This window comes from Massilia agrisoli (assembly GCF_020831365.1).
Taxonomy (GTDB): domain Bacteria; phylum Pseudomonadota; class Gammaproteobacteria; order Burkholderiales; family Burkholderiaceae_D; genus Telluria_A; species Telluria_A agrisoli.
On record NZ_JAJHPV010000021.1, the window covers coordinates 277,097 to 300,452 of the forward strand.

A 23,356-nucleotide genomic window follows, 5' to 3' on the forward strand; every position below is an offset into this window, starting at 1 on the left:
CTAAACCCTCAGCGCTGCGTTAACTGCGTCCACCAGGCGCGAAACAATCTCCGCCAGATCCGCGTCGGTCGCAATAAACGGCGGCGCAAGGAGGATATGGTCGCCATGCTGCCCATCGATCGTTCCTCCCATCGGATACACCATCAACCCGTGCGCCATCGCCTGCGACTTGATCGCCGCATGCAGCCTGCGCTCCGGGGAAAACGGTTGTTTGGTTTCGCGGTCCTGCACCAGCTCCAGCGCCAGCAGCAGGCCGCGTCCGCGGATGTCGCCCACGTGCTCATTGCGCCCGAAGGCGTTGTGCAGCATCGCCATCATCGACGCGCCGCGCATGCGAACCGCCGCCAGCAGGTCTTCCTGCTCGATGACCTTCTGCACCGCCAGCGCCGCCGCCGCGGCCACCGGATGCCCGATGTAGGTATGCCCGTGCTGGAAGATGCCACTGCCGCGCCGCAGCCGGTCGACCAGCCATCCCTGCGCCAGCACCGCCCCGATCGGCTGATAGCCCGCGCCCAGTCCCTTGGCCACGGTCACGATGTCCGGCGCCACGCCGTCCTGCTCGATCGAATACATGCTGCCTGTGCGGCCCATCCCGCACATGACTTCGTCGGCGAGGAGCAGCACCCCGTACTTGTCGCAGATCGCGCGCACGCCGCGGAAGTAGCCGGGCGTTGGCGGTATGGCGCCACCGGTGGCGCCCACCACCGGTTCGGCGCAGAACGCGATGACGTTTTCCGGGCCGGCGTCGAGGATCGCCCCCTCCAGTTCCTGCAGCAGCGACGCGGTATAGTCGCCCTGGGTCTGGCCGGGCTTGCGGTCGCGGTATTCGTAGCACGGGGCCACGCGCGGCACGTCCATCAGCAGCGGCGCGAACGGCTTGCGGCGCCACTCGTTGCCGCCGACGGCCAGCGCGCCCAGCGTGTTGCCGTGATAGCTCTGGCGCCGCGCGATGAACACGCTGCGCTGGGTTTCGCCGCTTTCGACGGCGTATTGGCGCGCCAGCTTCATCGCGGTCTCCATCGCCTCCGATCCGCCCGACACGAAGTACACCTCCGACAAGCCCTGCGGGGCGCCGGCCACCAGCCGCGCCGCCAGCTCCTCGGCCACCTCGGTGGTGAAGAACGCCGTGTGCGCGTAGGCGATGGTGTCGATCTGGCGGTGCATCGCTTCGATCACGGCGGGATGGGCGTGCCCCAGCGAGGACACGGCGGCGCCGCCGCTGGCGTCGATGTAGGTACTGCCGCGGCTGTCGCGCACCAGCATGCCTTCGGCACTAACAGCCACGGGCGGCGCGTGGCGGAGATTGCGGTGAATGATGTGGCTCATCGGGACCCTCATGCAAAGAAGATGGTTGATGAATGACAATAATCTTGAACCGGGGCGATTCTTTTGATTTTTCCCCGAAGCTATGCGAATATTTTTCCACTACCACAGTGAAAGTCGCCCATGACGCAGGACCGGCTCGGCCCCATCGACGCGTGGCACATGACGACCGCCCAGCAGGCTGCGGCGCAGGCCATCATCGACGGCCCGCGCGGCGCGGTGTACGGGCCGTTCGTGCCGCTGCTGCGCAGCCCAGAGCTGGCGGGCCATGCGCAGCGCATGGGCGAGTACCTGCGCTACCGCAGCGCCATCGGCACCAAGCTGTCGGAGCTGGCCATCCTGGTGACGGCACGCCAGTGGGACCAGCAGGTCGAGTGGGCGATCCACGCGCCGATCGCGGCGCAGTCGGACATCGGCGCGGCCGCCATCGACGACGTCGCGCATGGCAGAAGGCCGGAAAACATGACGGATGAGGAAGCGGCGGTCCACGATTTTTCGCTGGAGCTGAACCGCGACAAGCGGGTGTCGGACGCCACCTATGCGCGTGCGCTGGCGCTGTTTGGGGAGCGCGGGGTGGTCGACCTGATGGCGATTAACGGCTACTACACCTTCCTCGCGATGGTGATGAATGCCGCGCAGACTGCGGCGCCGCCGTCGCCTGCGGCTGTCCTGCCCCAGCGCGTCTAGGCCAGCGCTTCTTTCGCCGCCTCTTCGGGAGTGAGGCCGTCGTAGAACTGGTCGGTGAACCACTCGATCTGTTCTTCGATGTGTTCCTGGGCTTGTTCAACGGTCGCGCCGCCGGCCACCAGGAATCCTTCGACTTCGATGCACCAGTTAATCAGCGCCATCGTCTCTTCGTCGAGTTCCTCGTTTTTCTTCTTTGCCATGCTGTCCTCCTGTAGGTCAGGCCGCGAGGCCCTTGGCGAGGAGTTCGGCGACCGTCTCATTGAGGTCGGCGCCGCGCTCTTTTGCCAGCGCGTGGATCTGCTGGACCAGGTCGCCGTTCAACTTGACGGCAAACGGCACCAGGCCAAGCGCCTGGTCGCGCTTGCGCTGCTCGCGCCGGTCGACCACTGCTGCATCGGCATTGCCAAAACCGGCGGCCCCGGGAGCGCTCATCTTGCCCATCAATTTTTTGGCGTCGCTCTTTGCCATTCCGGTTTTTTTCATTTGCTGCTTTCTATGCTCAGGCCAGGACTTTTTTTAGCCAGGCGCTGATGTCGTTAACTTCTTCAAGACACAGCGAATGCTGCATCATGTACTCGTGCCACTCGACCTGGTAGCCCAGGGCTTTGAGCAGGTCGCGCGACTGGTGGGCGCGGGCGACGGGAATCACGCCGTCGTGGGTGCCGTGGACCAGGAAGATCGGGGTCTTCAGGCTGGCTTCACTGCGTTCGTTCGAGATCTTGTCGGCCAGCGGCACGTAGCCCGACAGGCACAGGAGGCCCGCCAGCTTTTCATCGTGGCGCAGGCCGGTCTGCAGGGTCATCGCGCAGCCTTGCGAGAAGCCCGCCAGGATGATGCGTTCGGCCGGGATGCCGCGCGCCTTTTCGCGCGCGATCAACGCTTCGATTTCGACCTGCGACGAACGCAGGCCGGCTTCGTCTTCGCGCCGCGCGATGTCGGTGCCGATGATGTCGTACCAGGCGCGCATCACGTAGCCGTTATTGATCGTTACCGGCATCGTCTTCGCATGCGGGAAGATGAAGCGGATGCCCGGCAGTCCGGTCAGGTCGAGCTCCTTCACCAGCGGGACGAAGTCATTGCCGTCGGCGCCCAGGCCGTGCATCCAGATCACCGCAACCTGCGGATTCGGTGCGGTTTCGATTTCGATATTGTCGAGCAGTTGGTTCATTGCGCGTTGTCTTTCGCAGCTGCGGGCGGGCGCTGCGCTGTCTTCGGGCGCCATGCCTTGCATACCGCAGGGTCGGTTTCGATGTAAGGGGCGCCGATCAGGTCGAGGCAGTAGGGGACCGCGGCGAAGATGCCGGCGACCAGCTGCTTGCCGTCCGCGTCCTTCAGGCCTTCCAGCGTTTCCTTGATGGCCTTCGGCTGGCCCGGCAGGTTCATGATCAGGGCCGCGTGGTCGTGCGTTTCGCGGATCACGGCCACCTGGCGCGACAAGATCGCGGTCGGCACGAACTGCAGGCTGACCTGGCGCATTTGCTCGCCAAAGCCCGGCATCTCCTTGGTGCCGACAGCCAGCGTGGCTTCCGGCGTCACGTCGCGCCGCGCAGGCCCGGTGCCGCCAGTCGTCAGCACCATGTGGCAGCGCGCGCTGTCGACCAGCTCGACCAGCGTCTTTTCGATCTGTTCGCGTTCGTCCGGGATCAGGCGCGGCTCGATGCGGTAGGGCGTGGTAAGGGCGTGCGCCAGCCAGTCCGACAGCGCCGGAATACCCTTGTCTTCATACACGCCCCCGCTCGCGCGGTCCGATACCGACACCAGGCCGATGACCAGCATATCCATGTCAGTCGTCTTCCGGGTCTTCATCGGTGATGTAGTCTTCGTCGTCGTCGTCCGGCTTGGCCGCTGCGCCCTTCTTGGACAGGTCCTTGAGGATCTGGAAGATCTCGCGGTAGGCTTTCGGCGGCTTGTTCTCGGCCTGCTCCTTGCGCGCGTTGCGGATCAGGGTGCGCAGCTGCTGCACGTCGAGTTCGGGATGCTCGCCCATCAGCACGGTCAGCGCGTTGTCGTCGGCCAGCAGCTTGTCGCGGCGGCGTTCCATCGCGTGCAGGAAGGCGGTATCGGCCTTCGACATGCCTTTCCAGCTGTCGATCGTGCGGCGGATGACAGCCACTTCTTCCTCGTCCAGCGTGCGCATTTTTTTGCCGACGAACTGCATCTGGCGGCGCCGGCCTTCGTGGTTGGTGATGGTCTGGCACATCAGAATCGCGTCCTTGACGTCCTCGGGCATCGGCACGCGCTTGACCCGGTCGCGCGGCTCGGCCACCAGTTCTTCACCGAGCTTCTGGAGGTCGTTCATCTGGCGCTTGAGCTCAGATTTCGATGGGCGTTCGTACTCTTGTTCGAACTCGTTGGACTGGAACCCGCAGGCACCGCGGTTTGGATTTGGCATGATAGGGAATTCCGGCAGGCGCACGGCCTCCCGGTAAAAACAGTAAACGACTGCTATCATACCCGTTTAACCGGATAGCCGAGAAAAACACAATATGAACGACTCCGTCTTTATCCATACCCAGGACCAGCTCCAGCAGCTCGCACGCGACGTGCTGGGCTTCGCCAGGGAGCAGGGCGGCTCCGATGCATCGGTCGAGATCAGCGAGGGCAGCGGCCTGTCGGTCTCAGTGCGCCGTGGCAAGATCGAGACGATCGAGCAGAACAAGGACAAGGGCATGGGCGTGACGGTCTACATCGGCCAGAAGCGCGGCAATGCCAGCACCTCCGATTTTTCGCCTGCGGCGCTGCGCGCCACCGTCGAAGCGGCGTACAACATCGCCCGCTTTACCGCCGAGGATGACTGCGCCGGCCTGGCCGACGAGGACATGCTCGAAAAGAACCCGCGCGACCTGCGCCTGTGCTATCCGTGGCAAATCTCGGCCGAAGAAGCGGTGGTCATCGCCCAGCGGGCCGAAGCGGCCGCCTTCGAGGTCGACCCGCGCGTGACCAACAGCGAGGGCGCCAGCGTCTATGTGCAGCAGTCGCACTTTGTGTCGGCCAACTCGCGCGGCTTCGCCGGCGGCTACCCGTTCTCGCGCCACACCCTGTCGGTGGCGCCGATCGCGGGCAAGGGCGCCAAAATGCAGCGCGACGACTGGTACACCTCGGTGCGCGACCCGAAAAAGATGGCCAGGCCGGAAGCGGTCGGCCGTTACGCAGCCGAGCGCGCCCTGGCGCGGCTGAACGCGCGCAAGCTCGACACCCGCACCTGCCCGGTGCTGTTCGAAGCGCCGCTGGCCGCCGGCCTGCTGGGCTCTTTTGTACAGGCGACTTCCGGCGGCGCGCTGTACCGCAAGTCGACCTTCCTGCTCGATTCGCTCGGCCAGGCGATCTTCCCTTCGCACATCCAGGTGGTGGAAGACCCGCACGTCATCGGCGGCGTCGGCTCGGCCCCGTTCGATGAAGAAGGCGTGCGCACGGTGCGCCGCAATGTCGTCGAGAACGGCGTGCTGCAGGGATATTTCCTGTCCTCGTACTCGGCGCGCAAGCTGGGCATGAAGACCACCGGCAACGCGGGCGGCTCGCACAACCTGTCGCTGACCTCGTCGAACACGAAGAAAGCGGACGACTTCGCCGGCATGCTGCGCAAGATGGGCCGCGGCCTGCTGGTCACCGAACTGATGGGCCAAGGCACCAACTACGTGACCGGCGACTATTCGCGCGGCGCGTCGGGCTACTGGGTCGAGAATGGCGTGATCCAGTATCCGGTCGAGGAAATCACCATTGCCGGCAACATGAAGGACATGTTCCAGGCCATCGTCGCCATCGGCAACGACGTGCTGACCCGCGGCAACAAGTCGACCGGGTCGATCCTGATCGAGAAGATGGTGGTCGCCGGCAGCTAACTGCCGGGTTCGTCTCATATTTTCGTTGCAAGCTTGAGCGGCCAGCAATACACTAAGTCCAGCTGGTGTATTGCCGGTTTACAAAAAACTCAGGAGACAAAGAATATGGAACGTCGTTCCTTTATGAAGAAGGCTGCGGTAGGCGCTTCGGCCGCCGCGGTTGCTGCCCCGGCACTCGCGCAATCGCTGCCGACCATTAACTGGCGCCTCGCCAGCAGTTTTCCCAAGTCCCTCGACACCATCTTCGCCGCATCGGATACGCTGTCCAAGCGCGTATCGCAGCTGACCGGTGGCAAATTCAACATCCGCACCTTCGCCGCAGGCGAAATCGTGCCTGGCCTGCAGGTCATGGACGCGGTCCAGGCCGGCACCGTCGAAATGGGCCACAGCGCCTCATACTACTACTTCGGCAAGGACCCTACATTCGCCTTCGACTGCGCAGTGCCGTTCGGCCTGACCTCGCGCCAGCACACCGCCTGGTTCGACCAGGGCGGCGGCCGCGAACTGACCCGCGAATTCTTCCGCGGCTACGGCATCGTCAACTTCCTGGGCGGTAACTCGGGCACCCAGATGGGCGGCTGGTATCGTAAGGAAATCAAATCGGTGGCCGACCTCAAGGGCATGAAGATGCGCGTGGCTGGCTTCGCCGGCCAGGTGCTGACCCGCCTGGGCGTGGTGCCGCAGCAGCTCGCCGGCGGCGACATCTACCCTGCACTGGAAAAGGGCACGATCGACGCGGCCGAGTGGGTTGGCCCGTACGACGATGAAAAGCTGGGCTTCTTCAAGGTTGCGCCGTTCTACTACGCACCGGGCTGGTGGGAATCGGGCGCGAATTTCTCGTTCTACGTGGGCGTGAAGGAATGGGAAAAGCTGCCGAAGGAATACCAGGCGGCGCTGGAAGTGGCCACCTATGAAGCGCACGTGGTGATGCAGTCCGAATACGACACCAAGAACCCGGCAGCGCTGGCGCGCCTGCTGAAGAACGGCGTCAAGTTGCGCACCTTCTCGCGCGACATCATGGATGCCTGCTACAAGAACGCCCAGGTGGTGATGAATGAAGAAGCGGCCAAGAACGCCAAGTTCAAGAAGATCTACGAACCATGGAAGCGCTTCCAGCGTGACCAGAACATGTGGGCGTCGGTTTCCGAAGCCAGCATGCAGGACTTCCTGATCCGCGCCGGCCGCGCCAAGTAAGGCCGCCGCCGCAAATGAAAATGCCGCCGGCTTGTGCCTGGCGGCATTTTTTTTAGGCTATGTCACCGTTAGGTATGGAATTGAGCACGTCGTGCCCGCCACTGGCGGACCCGACTTCCCGCGAAAGCGGGAACCCATTCTATGTATGCGCTGGAGGTCGAGTCGCTTTATTACTGATCGTCTTCAGCATGGGTTCCCGCGTGCGCGGGAACGACGAGGGCGTAGCGCTTCCACACTTAACGGTGACATAGCCTTTTTTAGCAAGCGCCTGCCGTTCAGGCGGGCCGGGTGGCGATGGGTTCGCCCAGCCCGATCGGCGCCGGGGTGATATTGGCGATCATCGAGAACAGCTGTTCGAAGGTCGCCATGTCGGCACTGAACTCGTTGACGGCGAAAGCATGGTCGGCGTCGTACCAATCGTCGCTGGTCAGGAACTTGTCGATTGCCGGAAGGATGATTTCTTCTTCCATCCGCATGTGGCCGAAGTAGAAGGCCGCGTAATCCTCGACAGCCTTGAAGAACTTATCGGCCGCGGCTCCGCCCTGCAGCTCGTAGCGTGTCAGCTGGTGTTCGAGATTGCGCACCAGCGCTTCGCCTTGCGCATGCTGGGCTTCCAGCTCTGCGATGGTGTCATCCACGGTGGCCGTACGCTTTTTCAACAGCGCAAACAGTCCGTCTTCCTTCGGGTGGTGCATCTTCTCCGGGAAATCGGCGATATACAGGAGCATCGCGCGGAACACCTTGAACGGGGGCGCCTCGCCGCCCTCGGCAATGCCGCGCACGAAGTGCAGCATGGCGCGAATGACAGCGCCGAGGCGCTGGTGTTCCTGTTCGATGATGCGGGTGGTCGGATGCTGGGCGGGTGTCTTCATTTTTTGGCCATCGTGTGGGGTCAATCTTGATCGTAGGCGTACCGCAAGCCAATTTCCTTGATCTGGATCATGTTAAGCCCAGCGGGGAAAACACCGGGCCTTCCCCGTCGCCTCTGCAATGTTTCGTGCTGAAGGGCAAGTTGGTGGGCTATACTGTTGCCTCGATGACATGCCTGCCCCGTGCGCCTTGTTCGTCACCCCCTGTCCACCGCCCCCAAAGGCTTCGCCTTCATGTCCTTGAATATTGCCTCACTGCTGGTTGCGATGACGCTTAGCATGTTGATCATGGCGGTGGCGTTGACCTCCGTGATGGGGGACGTCAACAGGGCGGCCCGGCTCGGCCAGGGCGGGGCTGTATTGCAGGCCACCGGTTGGGTACTGCTGCTGGCTTCAGGCTTGATGGTGCCCGGTGGAGCGGCCGATTTGACCCTGTCTACCTTGTCGATGGGCTGCATTTCCGGCGGCCTTGCCTGCAATGCTGCCGCTTTCGAGCTGTGGTGCGGCCGCACCACTCCCACCCGCGCCCCGGCCATGGTCGCCGTTATCATGACCGCAGGCTATGCGGCAGGCTTTTCCAGCTACGCGTTCCGGGTTGGCTGGGCAAACGGCTTGCTGGCCGTGCAGATGGCGCTGATGATCGTGACGCTGGTGCGCAGGCCCGCAGTTCCGGTCGGGCGCTGGCGCTGGCTGCTGGTGGTCGGACTGGCGGCGCAGATGATCGTCACCGCCTGGCGGGGCGTACTTGGCGCATTCTTCACCGATCAGTTTCCAGCTTTCCTGACGCCTCACCCAGTGAACGTGGCCTTCGCACTGGTGACCAACGGGACCGCCGTACTGACCCTGGTGGGTATCCTGCTGGCGCACCGCGACGAAGCGGCCCGGGCGCTCGAACGGCTCGCCACCACCGACGGCCTGACGGGCGTGCTGAACCGACGCGCCTGGTTGCTGGCGGCCGACATCGAATTATCCAACAGCATTCGCTCGCAGCGGGCGATGAGCGTGCTGATGATCGACCTCGACTACTTTAAGCAAATCAACGATACCCGCGGCCACGAAGCCGGCGACCATGCCCTGCAGTTCTTTGCCATGGCGCTGAAGGCGGCGTGCCGCAGCGGCGATACCGTGTGCCGCTACGGCGGCGAAGAATTCTGCGTGCTGCTGGTGGGGGCCGAGGAAGATTCCGCACACGCCTTCGACCAGCGCGTGCGTGCCTACCTGGAGGACGCCGCCATGCGCGAACTGGGCTATCTGCTTGACTATAGCGGCGGCATGGCGCGGCGCGCGCCGGGAGAAACGCGAATGGCGGACATCCTGCGCCGCGCCGACCGCGCTTTATACCAGGCCAAGGAAGGGGGCCGGGCGCGCACCGTCGATGCCGGCGCTCCGGCGCGCGCGCGCCAGGGTCAGAGGGCTTCGATGGCCGGATAGAACACGGTATTTTCTTGCTGCATGCGCGCATGCAATACCTTGAGCACGGTGTTCGCGTCCGACCGGAACGTTTCCGGATCCCTCGACAGGCTGGCGGCGCTGTTCCACCGGCGGGCGAAATTCAGGTAGGCCGCCGAGATCGACTCCATTTCGTTCTGAAACTGCTTGCCCATGTGTGCCACGGCCGCGTTGTTGGTGCTTTGCAGCGCCGGGTAGAGCACCGAATTTTCCACCGCCAGGTGCAGCTTGATGAGTGCGCTCATCGAAATGATCTGCTTGCATATCCGGTCGGCGTTCTCGGCGATGCCGTCCTTGACGAGAGCGCGCAGCGCGCCAACGCTGGCGAGAATGTCCACATGCTGGTGCTTGAACTTATCGATATTCATGGCATTTAACCTTGGTGTTTGAGCTGCAAAAAGATGGATACGGCTGACGGTGGCGCCTCGACTGGCGCCCGATAAGTTAGATTTTAAATGCATCTTTAAGTTGCCGCAAGGAAAATGACGCCGGCATGGGCGGACAGGGGCAGGGGGGTACGGAGGGTGAAACGCCAGGCGTGGTGCGCCTGGCGTTGGGGAGGGAAGCTTACTTGGTGGCGCGCAGCGACTGCAGGATCGGCTGCAGCACAGCCGCGCCGAGGCGGGCGCTGCGGGCGCCATCCCAGCCGGTCTGCGCGTCCGGGTCGTTGGCGTTGTCCTTGAACGGCAGTTCAAGCGTCAGCGACAGGCAACCGAAGGCGTGGGTAATGTGCGGCGAACCCATCGTGATGGTCTCTTCGGTGTATGGCGATTCGCCGTAGCCGTGCACGTCCTGGAAGTCCGGGCTGGCGATCTTGAAGTCGTCCGAGAACTTCTTCTCGGCAGCCGCCTGTTCCGCGGTAAACGTCGGCAAGGCGCCGCTGCCCGCCACGAACACGTACGGCAGGCCCTCGTCGCCGTGCACGTCGAGGAACAGGTCGCAGCCGGTTTCCTTCATCTTGTTCTTGACCAGGAACACCTCAGGGCTGCGCTCCATGGTCGGCGTGTTCCACTCGCGGTTCAGGTTGGCGCCGGCCGCGTTGGTGCGCAGGTTGCCGCGGAACGAGCCGTCCGGATTCATGTTCGGCACCACGTACATCACGCATTCTTTCAGCACCTGGCGGCCGAACGCGTCGGCCGGATCGAGCAGCGCGTCCAGCATGCCTTCGACAAACCATTCCGCCATCGTCTCGCCCGGGTGCTGGCGCGCGATGACCCAGACCTTCTTCTTCGCTTCAGGATCGCCGATCACCAGCATGTTCAGGTCGCGGCCGTCGACGGTCGAGCCGAGGTCGACCAGGCGCACGTGCTCGGACATCTGCGCGCGGTCCAGCAGCTCGAGGTGGCGTTCCCACGAGTACGGCTCGAAGTAGGCGTAGTAGACGCTGTCCATGCCGGGCGTGTGGGTGATCGTCATGACCTGGCCATCGAAAGCGGTCGGCACGCGGAACCAGTTCACGCGGTCGTAGCTGGCCATCGCATCGTAGCCTTCCCAGCCGGCCGGATAGGCGGCCTGGCCCGCGTTCAGGAAGCGGATCGTGCACGGCTCACCCTGCGCGCCCTGCAGGCGGAAGTAAAACCACTGGGTGATGTCCGCGTGCGAATCCTTGCGGATGTTCAGGTCGATGGCGTTGGCGCTTGTGGCGCTGACGACCTCGATGGCGCCAGCGTCGAACTGGCTGCTGATCTTGATAGACATGGTAAGTCCTGTGATGAAAATCGGGTAAAGAGCTAGATGATACTAAATTCCTTGCGGCAGGTTACCGGAATCGCACAAGCTGCGGCTACAATTGACTTTCAGGCAAACACTTAAAACCCTCTGGAGACACCCTATGCAACGTCGGTCCTTCCTGAAGAACACAGCAGTTGGCGCCGCGGCCGGCGCGGTGGCAGCGCCCGCGCTGGCCCAGGCTACCCAGCCCGCCATCACCTGGCGCCTGGCCTCGAGCTTCCCGAAAACGCTGGACGCGATCTACGGCCCGGCCGACGCCTTCACCAGGCGGGTGTCGCAACTGACCGGCGGCAAATTCACGATCCGCCAGTTCGCCGCCGGCGAAATCGTGCCGGGCCTGCAGGTGATGGACGCAGTCCAGGCCGGCACCGTCGAGATGGGCCACACCCCGTCCTACTACTACTACGGCAAGGACCCGACCTTCGCGTTCGACTGCGCGGTGCCGTTCGGCCTGACCTCGCGCCAGCAGACTGCCTGGTTCGACCAGGGCGGCGGGCGCGAGCTGATGCGCGACTTCTTCAAAGACTACGGCATCATCAACTTCATGGCCGGTAACACGGGCACCCAGATGGGCGGCTGGTACCGCAAGGAGATCAAGACGCTGGCCGACGTCAAGGGCCTGAAGATCCGCATCGCCGGTTTCGCCGGCCGGGTGATGGAACGCATGGGCGCGGTGCCGCAGCAAATTCCTGCCGGCGATATCTACACGGCGCTGGAGAAGGGCACGATCGACGCGGCCGAATGGGTCGGTCCGTACGATGATGAAAAGCTGGGGCTGGCGCGCGTGGCGCCGCACTACTACGCGCCGGGCTGGTGGGAGGCCGGGCCGCAGCTGTCGTTCTACATCAACATCAAGGAATGGGAGAAGCTGCCGAAGCAGTACCAGGCGGCCATCGAAGTGGCGAGCTACGAATGCCACGTCAGCATGCAGGCCGACTACGACGCCAAGAACCCGGCGGCGCTGGCGCGCCTGATCAAGAACGGCGCCAAGATGCACTTCTTCTCGCGCCCGATCCTCGATGCGGCGTACAAGATCTCGAACCAGGTGATGGAAGAAGAAGCGGCGAAGAATGCGAAGTTCCGCAAGATCTACACGCCGTGGAAGCGCTTCCGCCAGGACCAGAACATGTGGGCTTCGGTGTCCGAAGCGAGCATGCAGAACTTCCTGATCGCTGCCGGCCGCAAATAAGCCGTAGCTGCCCGGCCCCTAGCGGGCCGGGCTGGTCGCCGTGCTTAGTCGGCCTTGTAATGGATCTTGCCGGACAGCTGAACCGTGCCCATGCCCGTGATCATGTCCTGGCCGCCGGTCAGCGAACCGCCGCCCGTTGCCTTGAAATACTTGCCGTTACCGCCGGTGATCTGGAAGGTTGCGCCGCTGAACACGTAAGCCGCGCCCACGCCGGTCGGCACGAACTGCCCGCTATAGGCGGCAAAAATCTGGTCGCCGTTGGTCGTCATGATGATGAAGCGGCCCTGGTCGAAATTGAACAGTGGGCCCGATGGGGTGATGCAGTCGGTTGCCACGAAGGCGACGCGGCCAACCTGGTCACTGACGCCGTGGCCGGTAATCGTGCCGCCGAACTTTGACGGGCAGCGCTGCGAAGGACCCGCTTTTTCCATCAGTACGCCGGAAATCTCGAGGTTTTGCGTCGTCGCCGTATCGGCCGAGGCGCTGAACGAGGCCAGCGCGAGGGCAGCGGCGGAGGCAAGGCGCAGGATGGAAGGGGACATGAAGGTTCTCCGGGTTCGTTGAAATTAGCTTAATAATATAATTTTTATATTTGCTTGCGCGCACGAATGGACGTGCAGCATGAATTCCGCAGGTCACGTAGTATTCGGCAATCATTTGCCGTTTTTCTACCCTTCATGCATATCCTTCCCGCTCCAAAATCCTTTGCTTGCCTGCTGGTCCTCTCCGCGATGGCGCCGCTGCTGCATGCCGCACCGGCCTCGCTTGCCGACTGCATGACGGTGACCGACAACGTGGCGCGCCTGGCCTGTTTCGACCAGCTGGCCGCCGCCAGTGTCGCCAAGCCTGCCGCCCCGGCCGCGCCGGTTCCCGCTGCTGCGGTGCTGTCGGACTCCGACGCTGAAGAAATCGAGGACGCGCACGCCACCGCCACCGCGCCGTCGCGGCTGGCGAACCACTGGGAACTGGGCGACCTCGACAACCGCGCCCTGCGCTTTCGCGCGCACCAGTCGAATTACCTGATCGCCACCTACAGCCACGCGCCCAACGGCGAGCCCTACCTGCCCTACCGTTCGCTGCTGCAGCAGGACAAGGGCCTGTCGCATGCCGAGCTGGCGTACCAGCTGAGCTTCAAGATCAAGATGATCGACCAGGCGTTCAGCAAGCCGCTCGACCTGTGGTTCGGTTACACGCAGAAGAGCTTCTGGCAGGCCGCCAACCACGATGCGTCAAGCCCTTTCCGCGAGACCAATTACGAGCCGGAAGTGATGGCGGTGATGCCCTTGAAGGGATCGTTGTTGGGCATCAATGCGCGTTTTGCCGGGCTCGGCTTCGTGCACCAGTCGAACGGGCAGGCCGGGTCGCTGTCGCGCAGCTGGAACCGGACTTACGCGCAGCTCGGCATCGATAGCGGCAACCTGTCTCTGGTCGGGCGCGTCTGGAATCGGGTCAACGAGGCGGCGGACGACGACAATAACCCGGACATCGTCGACTACATGGGCCGTGGCGACCTGATGGCCGCCTACCACTGGGACAACGGCCAGGAGCTCAACGCCACGGTCCGCTATAACACCTCGACCAACAAGAGCGGCGTGCAGGTCGGCTACACCTACCCGATCGCCGGCAAGGTGGGTGCTTACGTGCACCTGTTTTCGGGTTACGGCCAGAGCCTGATCGACTACAACTACTTCCAGCGCTCGATCGGATTCGGCTTCAAAGTGTCGCCCTGACCGACTGTTGCTGCGCCATCTCAAGGCGCAGCGCTGCCATTTTGATACCTTCGTCGGGTCACTCCGAACACGAAGGAACCGCAATGACAGCCATCCGCATTTCGTGCGCGCAGGTCACCAGCATCAACCAGCACGGCTTCTGGCTGCAGTGCAATGGTGAGGAGTTATACCTGCCGTTTGTTGAGTTTCCGTGGTTCGAGCACGCGACCATCGCCCAGATCTGCCGCGTGCAGTGCCCGAGCGCCAGCCGGGTCTACTGGCCCGAGCTGGACCTCGACCTCACCCTCGATGCCATCCGCTTCCCGATGGCGTTTTCGCACACCGCGCTCAGTTCGGACTGCTAGCGCGGTCACTTGATTCCGTCGTACACCGGCTCGGACAGCGGGTCTTTGTTCAGCCCGCCGAAGCGCTGGTAGAAGGCGTCTTCCGCCGGCTGCGCCTGGGCATCCTCGCGCAGCAAGGTCGCCATGATATGTTCCTCGGCGGCGCGGTAGGTCGCCATGTACAGCGCGCGCGCCACGTTATAGGCTTCCACCCCTGGCCACGGCTGCGGCAGCAACTCCACCGGCAGCATCGGGTCGTGCAGCTGCACGCGGCGGTAGGCGTGGATCAGCAGGGTGCGGATCACGAACGCCTGTTCCGGCGCCACGCGCTCGGCCAGCAGCGCCTGCAGCGGCGCAAATTCTTCAATGAAGTGGCGGTAGCCGGCGGCCACGTCGGACAGGTCCCAGCCTTCGTCGACCAGTTCGCGCAGCGGGCGCGAGTGCACCTGCGGCAGCTCGGCCGCACTAAATACATACAGGCTGTCGCGCACCTGGGCACGGCCAAGGATTTCGTCGAGCACGGCCGGGTCGCCCGCCGGGTGGCCGAACACGCCGGCGCTGATCAGCGCATAGCCTTCCCACAGCAACTGCTTGCGCAGCGACGCGCGGCCCGGCGCATCCAGCCCGGCCGGACCTGACATCACCAGGGTCCACTTGCCATCCCAGTTGATGGTCGGCACGTCGTAGATGCGGCGGTAGGCGCGTTGGAAGCGCGGCAAGGCCTCGGGCAGGATCGCGTAGGAACTGCGGCGGCCGTCGCGGTTGGCAACCAGCCAGCCTTCCTGCGCCAGGCGGAACACGCTGGTGCGCAGGGCCCGGTCGTTGATGCCGAACTGCGCCAGCAGCTCGATCAGGCTGCCCAGCCAGATCGCGCCGCCGTGGGGCACGATGCTGTCGCCGAAAATCGTCATCACCAGCGACTTCGAGCGGGGCGGGTCGCTGGCAAGGAAGTGACTGATCCATTCGCTGCTGGTTAATTGTTTCATTCGAGCATGGTCTGGCGCGGGTAGCCTGTTTGTCAAGGATTGCCGGAGTTTACTTCGCTGGGCAATCGGCGCACGATTAATTTTTAACTATCGCGCGCAGCAAAGGGATACAAATTCTAAATACGACACAATAAAAGTGTGTACATCTCATTTTATGTATCGTATTATCGATTTCACAGAACACGTGATGGAGAACCACCATGTATGCACAGATGGTAGAAACCGGCCTCAAGAAGGTCCAGACCGAAGCGGATATGGGTGCGGAAGAGCTCGCTTTCCAGCAGCGCATCGACGAAGGCATCAAGATCGAAGCGAAGGACTGGATGCCCGACGCTTACCGCAAAACGCTGATCCGCCAGATTTCGCAGCACGCCCACTCGGAGATTGTCGGCCAGCTGCCTGAAGGCAACTGGGTGACGCGCGCGCCGACGCTGAAGCGCAAGTCGATCCTGCTGGCCAAGATCCAGGACGAGGCGGGCCACGGCCTGTACCTCTACAGCGCCGCCGAAACGCTGGGCGTGTCGCGCGACGAACTGCTCGACGCCCTTCACTCGGGCAAGGCGAAGTATTCAAGCATCTTCAATTACCCAACCCTGTCGTGGGCCGACATGGGCGCGATCGGCTGGCTGGTCGACGGCTCGGCCATCATCAACCAGATCCCGCTGTGCCGCTGCTCCTACGGCCCGTACTCGCGCGCCATGATCCGCGTCTGCAAGGAAGAGTCGTTCCACGCGCGCCAGGGCTACGACATCATGATGAGCCTCGCAAAAGGCACGCCGGAGCAGAAGGCGATGGCGCAGGACGCGCTGAACCGCTGGTGGTGGCCTTCCTTGATGATGTTCGGCCCGTCGGACGCCGAGTCGGTCAACAGTGCGCAGTCGAGCAAGTGGCGCATCAAGCTGTTCTCGAACGACGAACTGCGCCAGCGCATGGTCGACCAGACCGTGCCGCAGGCCGAGTACCTGGGCCTGACGATTCCCGACCCTGACCTGAAGTTCAACGCCGAAACCGGGCACTACGAATTCGGCGAGATCGACTGGAGCGAGTTCCACAACGTCCTGAAGGGGAATGGCCCGTGCAACAAGGAGCGCCTGGCGACCCGCGTCAAGGCATGGGAAGACGGCACATGGTTCCGCGATGCGCTGGTCGCGCACGCCGATAAAAAAGCAGCAGCACGCGCCGCGGCGTAAGCGGCTCACACAATAAAACTGGAGCACCGAATGAGCAAAGAATGGCCACTGTGGGAAGTCTTCATCCGCAGCCAGCACGGACTCGCGCACAAGCACGTGGGCAGCCTGCATGCACCGGACGCCGAAATGGCGGTCAATAACGCGCGCGACGTTTACACCCGCCGCAACGAGGGCGTGTCGATCTGGGTCGTGCGCGCCACCGACATCGTCGCCAGCAGCCCGGGCGACAAGGGCGCGCTGTTCGAGCCGTCCAACAGCAAAGTCTATCGCCACCCGACCTTCTTCCCGATGCCGGAAGAAGTCAAGAACCTGTGAGCGCGCCCGTGGACGCCAAACTCGAATACCTGCTGCGCCAGGGCGACAATGCGCTGATCCTGTCGCAGCAGCTGTGCAAGCTGTGCGGCAAAGGCCCTGCGCTGGAAGAAGACATGGCGCTTGCCAACGTCGCCCTCGACCTGCTCGGACAGACCCGCATGTGGCTGGGCTACGCGGCCGAGATCGAAGGCCTCGGCCGCACCGAGGACCACCTGGCCTACCTGCGCGACGCGCACCAGATGCGCTGCTGCCTGATCGTCGAGCAGCCCAATGGCGACTATGGATTTACGATGATGCGCCAGTTCCTGTTCGATACCTGGCACTACTTCCTGATGCAGGGACTGACCAAATCGAGCGACCCGCGCATCGCGGAAATCGCCGAGAAGTCGCTCAAGGAAGTGACCTACCACCTGCGCCGCAGCGGCGACCTGGTGGTGCGCCTCGGCGACGGCACGCCTGAAAGCCACCGGCGCATGCAGGCCGCGCTGGACGCGCTGTGGATGTATTCGGGCGAGATGTTCATCTACGACGACGTCGACAACGAGATGGCCGCACAGGGCGTGGCGCCTGCCGCTGCCGACCTGCGCGCATCGTTCCTCGAGCACGTCGGCGAGATCTTCGCCGAAGCGACGCTGGCAATGCCGCCCGCGGACGCCTGGATGCAGCAGGGCGGCAAAACGGGAAGGCACAGCGAGCACCTGGGCTATATCCTGGCCGAGATGCAGTTCCTGCAGCGCGCCTATCCCGGCGCCGACTGGTAATGAACGCGGCGCTGGCCAGTGTTGAGCAGGTCTGGGCCTGGCTCGGCGAGGTTCCCGACCCCGAGATCCCGGTGATCTCGGTGGTGGATCTCGGCATCGTCCGCAATGTGGAATGGCAGGGCGACGAATGCGTCGTCACCATCACGCCGACCTACTCGGGATGCCCGGCGATGCAGGTGATCGCCGAAGCGGTGACCGAGGCGCTGCACCAGCATGGCGTCGACAAGGTAAAGCTGGTCAGCCAGCTGTCGCCGGCGTGGACCACCGACTGGATGAGCGAAACGGGCAAGGCAGCGCTCAAGGGCTACGGCATCGCGCCGCCGGCGCAGCAGGTGATCGATATCAGCGGCCTGACGGCCGGCGTCAAGCGGCGCCCGATGCCCGAGCTGGTGATTGCCTGCCCTAACTGCGGCTCCACCCATACCCAGCTGACCAGCCAGTTCGGATCGACGCCATGCAAGGCACTGTACAAATGCCTCGACTGCCGCGAACCCTTTGACTACTTCAAGTGCCATTAAGGCAGACAAATGAGCAAATTCTATCCATTGCATGTCGCCGGCGTGCGTAACGAAACGCGCGACACCATCGCTGTCACCTTCGACGTACCGCCTGAACTGGCGGACAGCTTCAAGTACCAGCAGGGCCAGCACCTGACCCTGCGCGCGATGATCGGCGGCGAGGACCTGCGCCGCTCGTATTCGATCTGCTCCGCGGTACAGGACAAGCTGCTGCGCGTGGCCATCAAGCGTACGCCGGGCGGCCAGTTTTCCACCTGGGCCAACGAAAACCTGAAGCCGGGCGCGGTGCTCGATGTCATGCCGCCGATGGGCCACTTCAACGTGCCGCTGGAGCCGGAGGCGAAGCGCCACTACGCCGCTTTCGCAGCCGGCAGCGGCATCACGCCGATCCTCTCGATCATCAAGACCACCTTGCAGGCGGAGCCGAACAGCCAGTTCACCCTGTTCTACGGTAACCGCGCATCGTCCACCGTCATCTTCAGGGAAGAACTGACCGACCTGAAGGACACTTACATGGACCGCCTGAACGTGGCCTACGTGATGAGCCGCGAACAGCAGGACATCGAACTGTTCAACGGCCGCATCACCAAGGAAAAGTGCGAGCAGTTCATGCAGCACTGGATCAACATCGAGGATATCGATGTCGCCTTCATCTGCGGCCCCGAGGACATGATGCTGGGCGTCTCCGCCGCGCTGCAGGAAGCAGGCATGCCGAAATCGAACATCAAGGTCGAACTGTTCGCGGCAAGCATTCCAAAGCACGAGCACAAGCCACGCCATTTCGATCCGACCGTATCGCACGAGACCGAGGTCACCGTCATCATGGACGGCAGTCATACCAGCTTCACGATGGACAAGGACAAGGAGTCGATCCTCGACGCCGGCCTGCGCCACGGGATCGACATGCGCTACTCCTGCAAGGGCGGCGTGTGCTCGACCTGCCGCTGCAAGATCGTCGACGGCAAGGTGGACATGGACGTCAACTACGCGCTGGAAGACTACGAGATCGCGCGCGGCTTCGTCCTGTCGTGCCAGAGCTTCCCGGTGACGGACAAGGTCGTGGTCGACTTCGACCAGGCCGAATAAAACAAAAAATAACGGAGACCGCATGAACTACGAAAACATCAAGTTCCAGATCAAGGACGGCATCGCGCTGTTGACGCTGAACCGCCCGGACAAGCTCAATAGCTTCACGCAGGCGATGCACCTGGAAGTGCGTTCCGCGCTCGACGCGGCGCAGCTTGATCCCAGCGTGCGCGTGCTGGTGCTGACCGGCGCGGGCCGCGGCTTCTGCGCCGGCCAGGACCTTGGCGACCGCGCGGTCGAACCGGGCGCCAAGGGCGTCGACCTGGGCGACTCCGTCGAAAAATTCTACGCGCCGCTGATCAACACGCTGCGCACCCTGCCGATGCCGGTCATCTGCGCCGTCAACGGCGTGGCTGCCGGCGCTGGCGCCAACATCGCGCTGGCCTGCGACATCGTGCTGGCCGCGAAATCGGCCAGTTTCGTCGAAGCCTTCTGCCGCCTGGGACTGATCCCGGACAGCGGCGGCACCTGGCACCTGCCGCGCCTGATCGGCCACGCGCGCGCCACCGGCCTGGCGATGCTGGGCGAGAAGCTGAGCGCCGAAAAGGCGGAGCAGTGGGGCCTGATCTGGAAATGCGTGCCGGACGAAGCGCTGTTCGACGACGCCATGAAGATGGCCGAACACTTCGCCGTCGCCCCCACCAAGGGCCTGGCCTTCACCAAAAAGGCGCTGCAGGCGAGCTGGGACAACACCTTGCCCGAGCAGCTGAAGCTCGAAGGCGAGATGATGCGCGAACTCGGGTACAGCCATGATTACCGCGAAGGCGTCGCCGCCTTTATCGAAAAGCGCCCGGCGCACTTCAAGGGGGAATGAGGATGGCACAGGCTCTCGACAAGGGCAGCATCGTTGCGGTGGTAGGCAGCGGCGCAATGGGCACCGGCATCGCCCAGGTAGCGGCGGCAGCAGGCTACAAGGTCGTGCTGTTCGATGCGCGTCCCGAAGCGGTCAAGGCGTCGATCACCGGCATCTGCAACATGTACGGCAAGCTGGCCGAAAAAGGCAAGATGACCGACGAAGAAGTGCAGGCCGCCAGCGACCGTCTGTCCGGCGCTTCCAGCCTGGCCGAGCTGAAGGACGCCGCCATCGTCATCGAAGCGATTGTCGAAAGCCTGGACGTCAAGCGCACTCTGTTTGCCGACCTCGAAGGCATCGTCCACGACGAGTGCATCCTCGCCACAAACACCTCGTCGATCTCGGTGACCGCAATCGCAGCGCGCCTGCGCCTGCCGCAGCGCCTGGTCGGCATGCACTTCTTCAATCCGGTGCCGCTGATGGCGCTGGTCGAGGTGATCAGTGGGCTGGCCACCAGCCGCGGCGTCGCCGACACCGTGTATGCCACTGCTGCCGCCTGGGGCAAGAGCCCTGTGCACGCAAAGTCGACGCCTGGCTTCATCGTCAACCGGGTTGCGCGGCCGTTCTACGCTGAAGCGCTGCGCCTGCTTAATGAACAGGCCGCGAGTGCCGCCACCCTTGACGCAGTCATGCGCGAGGCGGGAGGCTTCCGCATGGGGCCTTTCGAGCTGATGGACCTGATCGGCCACGACGTCAACTTCTCGGTCACGCAGTCGGTCTTCCACGCCTACTTCAATGACCCGCGCTTTACCCCGTCGGTGCTGCAGCAGGAGATGGTCAACGCCGGCTACCTGGGCCGCAAATCGGGCCGCGGCTTCTTCGACTACGCCGCCGGCGCGGAAAAAGAAGATTCGCAGGCCGAAGCGCCGCAGGAACGGCCTGACGCGGTGGGCCTGAGCATGGAGCCGGGCGTCACCGGCGCTGTCACGGCGCCGCTGGAGGAGCGCCTGCGCGCGGCTGGCTTCAAGGTCGCGCACCGCGAGGCGTTGCCGCACTCCGGCGAAAACGAGGCGCCGGCTTTCCACTGCAATGGCGCGGCGCTGTTCCTGACCGACGGCCGCAGCGCGACCGAACGCGCGGCCGCCAACAAGCACCCGGACACGGTGCTGTACGACCTCGTGCTGGACTACGGCAGCGCAAAGCGCATCGCGCTGGCGCGCGCAGACCAGTGCAGCGACGCCGCCTACAACTCGGTGGTCGGCTTGTTCCAGGCCGCCGGCTTCGCGGTCACCCGCCTCGACGACGTGCCGGGCATGGCCGTGATGCGCACGGTCGCGATGCTGGCCAACGAAGCGGCCGATGCCGTCAACCAGGGCGTTTGCAGCGCGCAGGCAGTCGACATCGCCATGCAAAAGGGCGTCAACTATCCGCGCGGCCCGCTGGCCTGGGCAGACGCGGTCGGCCTCGCCCATGTCGCCACCGTCCTGTCCAACCTTTCAACCACTTATGGCGAAGACCGCTACCGCGTCTCGCCGCTCCTGCGCCGCAAGGTCGCAGCATCAGGGAACTTCCATGCATAAGGATATCCAGCACGACGCCCAGGCACTGGCCGAACTGGCCGGCAAAACCATGTGGGACCGCGATCCGGCCAGCCAGGCCCTTGGCATGAAGCTGAGCGAGATCCGGCCAGGCTATGCCTTGATGACGATGCCGGTGCGGCGCGACATGCTCAACGGGCACCAGACCTGCCACGGCGGCTACATTTTCATGCTGGCCGACAGCGCGTTCGCGTTCGCCTGCAATTCGCACAACCACAAGACCGTCGGCGCAGGCTGCACGATCGATTATGTCGCGCCGGGCCGCGAAGGCGAGATGCTGGTCGCGGAAGCGGTCGAACAGACCCTGAGCGGCAAAACCGGCGTGTACGACGTCAAGGTAAGCAACCAGGACGGGCGCCTGATCGCGCTTTTCCGCGGCAAGTCGCACCGCGTCAGCGGGCCGGTTGCCGAGGTTGCCGCATAAGTTAAATTGGAGGAGACGAAGATGGTCCAACGCATTCCAGCCCAGGGCGACCTGGAGCCGATCGAACGAGCGAGCCGCGACGAGCTGCAAGCCTTGCAGCTCGAACGTATGAAGTGGTCGCTGAAGCACGCCTATGAAAACGTACCGCACTACCGCGCCGCGTTCGACGCCGCCGGCGTGCATCCGGAAGACCTGCGGACCCTGGCCGATCTCGCCAAATTCCCGTTCACCGACAAAAAGACCCTGCGCGACAACTATCCGTTCGGCCTGTTTGCGGTCCCGCGCGAGCAGGTGGTGCGCATCCACGCGTCGTCGGGCACCACCGGCAAGGCCACCGTGGTCGGCTACACGCAAAAAGACATCAATACCTGGGCCGACGTGGTCGCGCGTTCGATCCGCGCCGCAGGCGGGCGCGCCGGCGACATTTGCCACATCTCGTACGGCTACGGCCTGTTCACCGGCGGCCTGGGCGCGCACTACGGCGCCGAGCGCCTCGGTTGCACGGTCATTCCGATGTCGGGCGGCCAGACAGAAAAGCAGGTGCAGCTGATCTGCGACTTCAAGCCGGACATCATCATGGTGACGCCGTCTTACATGCTGAACATCATCGAGGAATTCGAACGCCTGGGCATGGACCCGGCCCAGTGCTCGCTCAAGGTCGGCATCTTCGGCGCCGAGCCGTGGACCGATGCGATGCGCACCGAGATCGAACGCCGCGCCGGTATCGATGCGGTCGACATCTATGGCCTGTCGGAAGTGATGGGCCCTGGCGTGGCCAGCGAGTGCATCGAAAGCAAGGACGGCCCGGTGATCTGGGAAGACCACTTCTACCCGGAGATCATCGACCCGGAGACCGGCGAAGTACTGCCGGACGGTTCGGAAGGCGAGCTGGTATTCACCTCGCTGACCAAGGAAGCGCTGCCGATCATCCGCTACCGCACGCGCGACCTCACGCGCCTGCTGCCGCCGACCTCGCGCGCCATGCGCCGCATGGGCAAGATCAATGGCCGCTCGGACGACATGCTGATCATCCGCGGCGTGAATGTGTTCCCGAGCCAGATCGAAGAACTGATCCTGAAGATGCCGGCGCTGGCGCCGCACTACCAGTTGCAGGTGACGCGCGATGGCCACCTCGACAAGCTGGAGGTGATGGCAGAGATGCGCGACGCCTCGTTGGCCGCCGACGCGATCACCGCGCTGTGCCGCGACCTTGAGCACCGCATCAAGACGTTTGTCGGCGTCAGCACCCGCGTTACGCTGGCCCAGCCCGAAGGCATCGAACGCACGATGACCGGCAAGGCGCGCCGCGTGATCGACAAGCGTCCAAAGAACTGAACAGAGGAGCACTGAC

At 63.7% G+C, this 23,356-nt stretch carries 27 protein-coding genes; 16 read left to right on the forward strand and 11 right to left on the reverse strand.

Going from position 1 to position 23,356, the window contains the following annotated elements; all coding sequences use genetic code 11:
• A complete protein-coding gene (locus tag LMJ30_RS20135; RefSeq protein WP_229434349.1) occupies window positions 1-1,326 on the reverse strand; it encodes an aspartate aminotransferase family protein in 1,326 nt (441 codons plus the stop codon).
• Between the two features lie 120 nt (window positions 1,327-1,446).
• Here LMJ30_RS20135 and LMJ30_RS20140 point away from each other — a divergent pair, with 120 nt between their 5' ends.
• The gene (locus LMJ30_RS20140; protein ID WP_229434350.1) at window positions 1,447-2,010 is read left to right on the forward strand and encodes a carboxymuconolactone decarboxylase family protein; all 564 of its coding nucleotides are present in this window, start codon (window positions 1,447-1,449) and stop codon (window positions 2,008-2,010) included.
• Here the strand turns inward: LMJ30_RS20140 and LMJ30_RS20145 are convergent.
• Genes LMJ30_RS20145 through yjgA form a run of 5 tightly spaced genes read right to left on the reverse strand, consistent with a single transcriptional unit; the run spans window position 2,007 to window position 4,402 of the window.
• Complete coding sequence (locus LMJ30_RS20145) at window positions 2,007-2,210, reverse strand: hypothetical protein (protein WP_229434351.1); 204 nt, start codon at window positions 2,208-2,210, stop codon at window positions 2,007-2,009. The two genes, LMJ30_RS20140 and LMJ30_RS20145, sit on opposite strands and share 4 nt — an antisense overlap.
• Before the next feature lie 16 nt (window positions 2,211-2,226).
• The gene (locus LMJ30_RS20150) at window positions 2,227-2,493 is read right to left on the reverse strand and encodes a hypothetical protein (protein ID WP_229434352.1); all 267 of its coding nucleotides are present in this window, start codon (window positions 2,491-2,493) and stop codon (window positions 2,227-2,229) included.
• A gap of 16 nt (window positions 2,494-2,509) precedes the next feature.
• The gene (locus tag LMJ30_RS20155) at window positions 2,510-3,178 is read right to left on the reverse strand and encodes an alpha/beta hydrolase (RefSeq protein ID WP_229434353.1); all 669 of its coding nucleotides are present in this window, start codon (window positions 3,176-3,178) and stop codon (window positions 2,510-2,512) included.
• Window positions 3,175-3,792: a molybdopterin adenylyltransferase gene (mog, locus tag LMJ30_RS20160; protein WP_229434354.1), complete on the reverse strand. Its 618-nt coding sequence runs from the start codon at window positions 3,790-3,792 to the stop codon at window positions 3,175-3,177. Before mog ends, LMJ30_RS20155 begins: the two co-directional genes overlap by 4 nt.
• Before the next feature lies 1 nt (window position 3,793).
• Entirely contained in the window at window positions 3,794-4,402 is a 609-nt protein-coding gene (gene yjgA / locus LMJ30_RS20165; protein WP_229434355.1) for a ribosome biogenesis factor YjgA, read from the reverse strand.
• Window positions 4,403-4,496: 94 nt separating this feature from the next.
• Between yjgA and pmbA the strand changes: the two genes are divergently transcribed.
• On the forward strand, window positions 4,497-5,849 hold the full coding sequence (gene pmbA, locus LMJ30_RS20170) for a metalloprotease PmbA (RefSeq protein ID WP_229434356.1): 1,353 nt from the start codon (window positions 4,497-4,499) through the stop codon (window positions 5,847-5,849).
• Between the two features lie 105 nt (window positions 5,850-5,954).
• Window positions 5,955-7,043, forward strand: a complete 1,089-nt coding sequence (locus tag LMJ30_RS20175; RefSeq protein ID WP_229434357.1) for a TRAP transporter substrate-binding protein — start codon at window positions 5,955-5,957, stop codon at window positions 7,041-7,043.
• Between the two features lie 275 nt (window positions 7,044-7,318).
• Here LMJ30_RS20175 and LMJ30_RS20180 read toward each other — a convergent pair whose 3' ends face one another.
• On the reverse strand, window positions 7,319-7,915 hold the full coding sequence (locus tag LMJ30_RS20180; protein WP_229434358.1) for a hemerythrin domain-containing protein: 597 nt from the start codon (window positions 7,913-7,915) through the stop codon (window positions 7,319-7,321).
• Between the two features lie 231 nt (window positions 7,916-8,146).
• Here LMJ30_RS20180 and LMJ30_RS20185 point away from each other — a divergent pair, with 231 nt between their 5' ends.
• Entirely contained in the window at window positions 8,147-9,343 is a 1,197-nt protein-coding gene (locus LMJ30_RS20185) for a GGDEF domain-containing protein (RefSeq protein ID WP_229434359.1), read from the forward strand.
• Here the strand turns inward: LMJ30_RS20185 and LMJ30_RS20190 are convergent.
• Both LMJ30_RS20190 and LMJ30_RS20195 read right to left on the reverse strand, forming a co-directional pair.
• A complete protein-coding gene (locus LMJ30_RS20190; RefSeq protein WP_229434360.1) occupies window positions 9,319-9,729 on the reverse strand; it encodes a hemerythrin domain-containing protein in 411 nt (136 codons plus the stop codon). The genes LMJ30_RS20185 and LMJ30_RS20190 overlap by 25 nt on opposite strands.
• A gap of 199 nt (window positions 9,730-9,928) precedes the next feature.
• On the reverse strand, window positions 9,929-11,059 hold the full coding sequence (locus LMJ30_RS20195) for a M14 family metallopeptidase (protein ID WP_229434361.1): 1,131 nt from the start codon (window positions 11,057-11,059) through the stop codon (window positions 9,929-9,931).
• A gap of 133 nt (window positions 11,060-11,192) precedes the next feature.
• Here LMJ30_RS20195 and LMJ30_RS20200 point away from each other — a divergent pair, with 133 nt between their 5' ends.
• Window positions 11,193-12,281: a TRAP transporter substrate-binding protein gene (locus LMJ30_RS20200; protein ID WP_229434362.1), complete on the forward strand. Its 1,089-nt coding sequence runs from the start codon at window positions 11,193-11,195 to the stop codon at window positions 12,279-12,281.
• 44 nt (window positions 12,282-12,325) lie between these two features.
• On the opposite strand, the gene LMJ30_RS20205 is transcribed toward LMJ30_RS20200, so the two are convergent.
• Window positions 12,326-12,823: a hypothetical protein gene (locus tag LMJ30_RS20205; protein WP_229434363.1), complete on the reverse strand. Its 498-nt coding sequence runs from the start codon at window positions 12,821-12,823 to the stop codon at window positions 12,326-12,328.
• 135 nt (window positions 12,824-12,958) lie between these two features.
• On the opposite strand from LMJ30_RS20205, the gene LMJ30_RS20210 reads away from it, so the two are divergent.
• A complete protein-coding gene (locus LMJ30_RS20210) occupies window positions 12,959-14,011 on the forward strand; it encodes a phospholipase A (RefSeq protein ID WP_229434364.1) in 1,053 nt (350 codons plus the stop codon).
• 83 nt (window positions 14,012-14,094) lie between these two features.
• Window positions 14,095-14,355: a DUF2442 domain-containing protein gene (locus LMJ30_RS20215; protein ID WP_229434365.1), complete on the forward strand. Its 261-nt coding sequence runs from the start codon at window positions 14,095-14,097 to the stop codon at window positions 14,353-14,355.
• 5 nt (window positions 14,356-14,360) lie between these two features.
• Here the strand turns inward: LMJ30_RS20215 and paaX are convergent, their stop codons facing one another.
• Window positions 14,361-15,320, reverse strand: coding sequence for a phenylacetic acid degradation operon negative regulatory protein PaaX (gene paaX, locus LMJ30_RS20220; protein ID WP_229434366.1), 960 nt, complete (start codon window positions 15,318-15,320; stop codon window positions 14,361-14,363).
• 200 nt (window positions 15,321-15,520) lie between these two features.
• Here paaX and paaA point away from each other — a divergent pair, with 200 nt between their 5' ends.
• From paaA to paaK, 9 genes are read left to right on the forward strand one after another with little or no spacing between them, the layout of a single operon-like run.
• Window positions 15,521-16,510 carry a 1,2-phenylacetyl-CoA epoxidase subunit PaaA gene (gene paaA / locus LMJ30_RS20225; protein ID WP_229434367.1) on the forward strand — a complete coding sequence of 330 codons (990 nt, stop codon included), beginning with the start codon at window positions 15,521-15,523 and terminating at the stop codon, window positions 16,508-16,510.
• Between the two features lie 30 nt (window positions 16,511-16,540).
• Entirely contained in the window at window positions 16,541-16,825 is a 285-nt protein-coding gene (paaB, locus tag LMJ30_RS20230) for a 1,2-phenylacetyl-CoA epoxidase subunit PaaB (RefSeq protein ID WP_229434368.1), read from the forward strand.
• A gap of 8 nt (window positions 16,826-16,833) precedes the next feature.
• On the forward strand, window positions 16,834-17,586 hold the full coding sequence (gene paaC / locus LMJ30_RS20235; protein WP_229434369.1) for a 1,2-phenylacetyl-CoA epoxidase subunit PaaC: 753 nt from the start codon (window positions 16,834-16,836) through the stop codon (window positions 17,584-17,586).
• Window positions 17,586-18,104, forward strand: coding sequence for a 1,2-phenylacetyl-CoA epoxidase subunit PaaD (paaD, locus tag LMJ30_RS20240; RefSeq protein ID WP_229434370.1), 519 nt, complete (start codon window positions 17,586-17,588; stop codon window positions 18,102-18,104). Before paaC ends, paaD begins: the two co-directional genes overlap by 1 nt.
• Window positions 18,105-18,113: 9 nt before the next feature.
• Window positions 18,114-19,190 (forward strand): 1,2-phenylacetyl-CoA epoxidase subunit PaaE, encoded by a 1,077-nt coding sequence (paaE, locus tag LMJ30_RS20245; protein WP_229434371.1) that lies wholly within the window; start codon window positions 18,114-18,116, stop codon window positions 19,188-19,190.
• Between the two features lie 22 nt (window positions 19,191-19,212).
• On the forward strand, window positions 19,213-20,004 hold the full coding sequence (paaG, locus tag LMJ30_RS20250; RefSeq protein WP_229434372.1) for a 2-(1,2-epoxy-1,2-dihydrophenyl)acetyl-CoA isomerase PaaG: 792 nt from the start codon (window positions 19,213-19,215) through the stop codon (window positions 20,002-20,004).
• 2 nt (window positions 20,005-20,006) lie between these two features.
• Window positions 20,007-21,563, forward strand: a complete 1,557-nt coding sequence (paaH, locus tag LMJ30_RS20255; protein ID WP_371873059.1) for a 3-hydroxyacyl-CoA dehydrogenase PaaH — start codon at window positions 20,007-20,009, stop codon at window positions 21,561-21,563.
• On the forward strand, window positions 21,556-22,005 hold the full coding sequence (gene paaI / locus LMJ30_RS20260; protein WP_229434374.1) for a hydroxyphenylacetyl-CoA thioesterase PaaI: 450 nt from the start codon (window positions 21,556-21,558) through the stop codon (window positions 22,003-22,005). Before paaH ends, paaI begins: the two co-directional genes overlap by 8 nt.
• A 21-nt stretch (window positions 22,006-22,026) precedes the next feature.
• Window positions 22,027-23,340, forward strand: coding sequence for a phenylacetate--CoA ligase PaaK (gene paaK / locus LMJ30_RS20265; RefSeq protein WP_229434375.1), 1,314 nt, complete (start codon window positions 22,027-22,029; stop codon window positions 23,338-23,340).
• The last annotated feature ends 16 nt before the right edge of the window (window positions 23,341-23,356 follow it).

What these genes read in the sequence shown, in the direction of transcription:
- LMJ30_RS20135 (WP_229434349.1), bottom strand. Translation starts at nt 1,326, where the DNA reads ATGAGCCACATCATTCACCGCAATCTCCGCCACGCGCCGCCCGTGGCT.
- LMJ30_RS20140 (WP_229434350.1), top strand. Translation starts at nt 1,447, where the DNA reads ATGACGCAGGACCGGCTCGGCCCCATCGACGCGTGGCACATGACGACC.
- LMJ30_RS20145 (WP_229434351.1), bottom strand. Translation starts at nt 2,210, where the DNA reads ATGGCAAAGAAGAAAAACGAGGAACTCGACGAAGAGACGATGGCGCTG.
- LMJ30_RS20150 (WP_229434352.1), bottom strand. Translation starts at nt 2,493, where the DNA reads ATGAAAAAAACCGGAATGGCAAAGAGCGACGCCAAAAAATTGATGGGC.
- LMJ30_RS20155 (WP_229434353.1), bottom strand. Translation starts at nt 3,178, where the DNA reads ATGAACCAACTGCTCGACAATATCGAAATCGAAACCGCACCGAATCCG.
- mog (WP_229434354.1), bottom strand. Translation starts at nt 3,792, where the DNA reads ATGGATATGCTGGTCATCGGCCTGGTGTCGGTATCGGACCGCGCGAGC.
- yjgA (WP_229434355.1), bottom strand. Translation starts at nt 4,402, where the DNA reads ATGCCAAATCCAAACCGCGGTGCCTGCGGGTTCCAGTCCAACGAGTTC.
- pmbA (WP_229434356.1), top strand. Translation starts at nt 4,497, where the DNA reads ATGAACGACTCCGTCTTTATCCATACCCAGGACCAGCTCCAGCAGCTC.
- LMJ30_RS20175 (WP_229434357.1), top strand. Translation starts at nt 5,955, where the DNA reads ATGGAACGTCGTTCCTTTATGAAGAAGGCTGCGGTAGGCGCTTCGGCC.
- LMJ30_RS20180 (WP_229434358.1), bottom strand. Translation starts at nt 7,915, where the DNA reads ATGAAGACACCCGCCCAGCATCCGACCACCCGCATCATCGAACAGGAA.
- LMJ30_RS20185 (WP_229434359.1), top strand. Translation starts at nt 8,147, where the DNA reads ATGTCCTTGAATATTGCCTCACTGCTGGTTGCGATGACGCTTAGCATG.
- LMJ30_RS20190 (WP_229434360.1), bottom strand. Translation starts at nt 9,729, where the DNA reads ATGAATATCGATAAGTTCAAGCACCAGCATGTGGACATTCTCGCCAGC.
- LMJ30_RS20195 (WP_229434361.1), bottom strand. Translation starts at nt 11,059, where the DNA reads ATGTCTATCAAGATCAGCAGCCAGTTCGACGCTGGCGCCATCGAGGTC.
- LMJ30_RS20200 (WP_229434362.1), top strand. Translation starts at nt 11,193, where the DNA reads ATGCAACGTCGGTCCTTCCTGAAGAACACAGCAGTTGGCGCCGCGGCC.
- LMJ30_RS20205 (WP_229434363.1), bottom strand. Translation starts at nt 12,823, where the DNA reads ATGTCCCCTTCCATCCTGCGCCTTGCCTCCGCCGCTGCCCTCGCGCTG.
- LMJ30_RS20210 (WP_229434364.1), top strand. Translation starts at nt 12,959, where the DNA reads ATGCATATCCTTCCCGCTCCAAAATCCTTTGCTTGCCTGCTGGTCCTC.
- LMJ30_RS20215 (WP_229434365.1), top strand. Translation starts at nt 14,095, where the DNA reads ATGACAGCCATCCGCATTTCGTGCGCGCAGGTCACCAGCATCAACCAG.
- paaX (WP_229434366.1), bottom strand. Translation starts at nt 15,320, where the DNA reads ATGAAACAATTAACCAGCAGCGAATGGATCAGTCACTTCCTTGCCAGC.
- paaA (WP_229434367.1), top strand. Translation starts at nt 15,521, where the DNA reads ATGTATGCACAGATGGTAGAAACCGGCCTCAAGAAGGTCCAGACCGAA.
- paaB (WP_229434368.1), top strand. Translation starts at nt 16,541, where the DNA reads ATGAGCAAAGAATGGCCACTGTGGGAAGTCTTCATCCGCAGCCAGCAC.
- paaD (WP_229434370.1), top strand. Translation starts at nt 17,586, where the DNA reads ATGAACGCGGCGCTGGCCAGTGTTGAGCAGGTCTGGGCCTGGCTCGGC.
- paaE (WP_229434371.1), top strand. Translation starts at nt 18,114, where the DNA reads ATGAGCAAATTCTATCCATTGCATGTCGCCGGCGTGCGTAACGAAACG.
- paaG (WP_229434372.1), top strand. Translation starts at nt 19,213, where the DNA reads ATGAACTACGAAAACATCAAGTTCCAGATCAAGGACGGCATCGCGCTG.
- paaH (WP_371873059.1), top strand. Translation starts at nt 20,007, where the DNA reads ATGGCACAGGCTCTCGACAAGGGCAGCATCGTTGCGGTGGTAGGCAGC.
- paaI (WP_229434374.1), top strand. Translation starts at nt 21,556, where the DNA reads ATGCATAAGGATATCCAGCACGACGCCCAGGCACTGGCCGAACTGGCC.
- paaK (WP_229434375.1), top strand. Translation starts at nt 22,027, where the DNA reads ATGGTCCAACGCATTCCAGCCCAGGGCGACCTGGAGCCGATCGAACGA.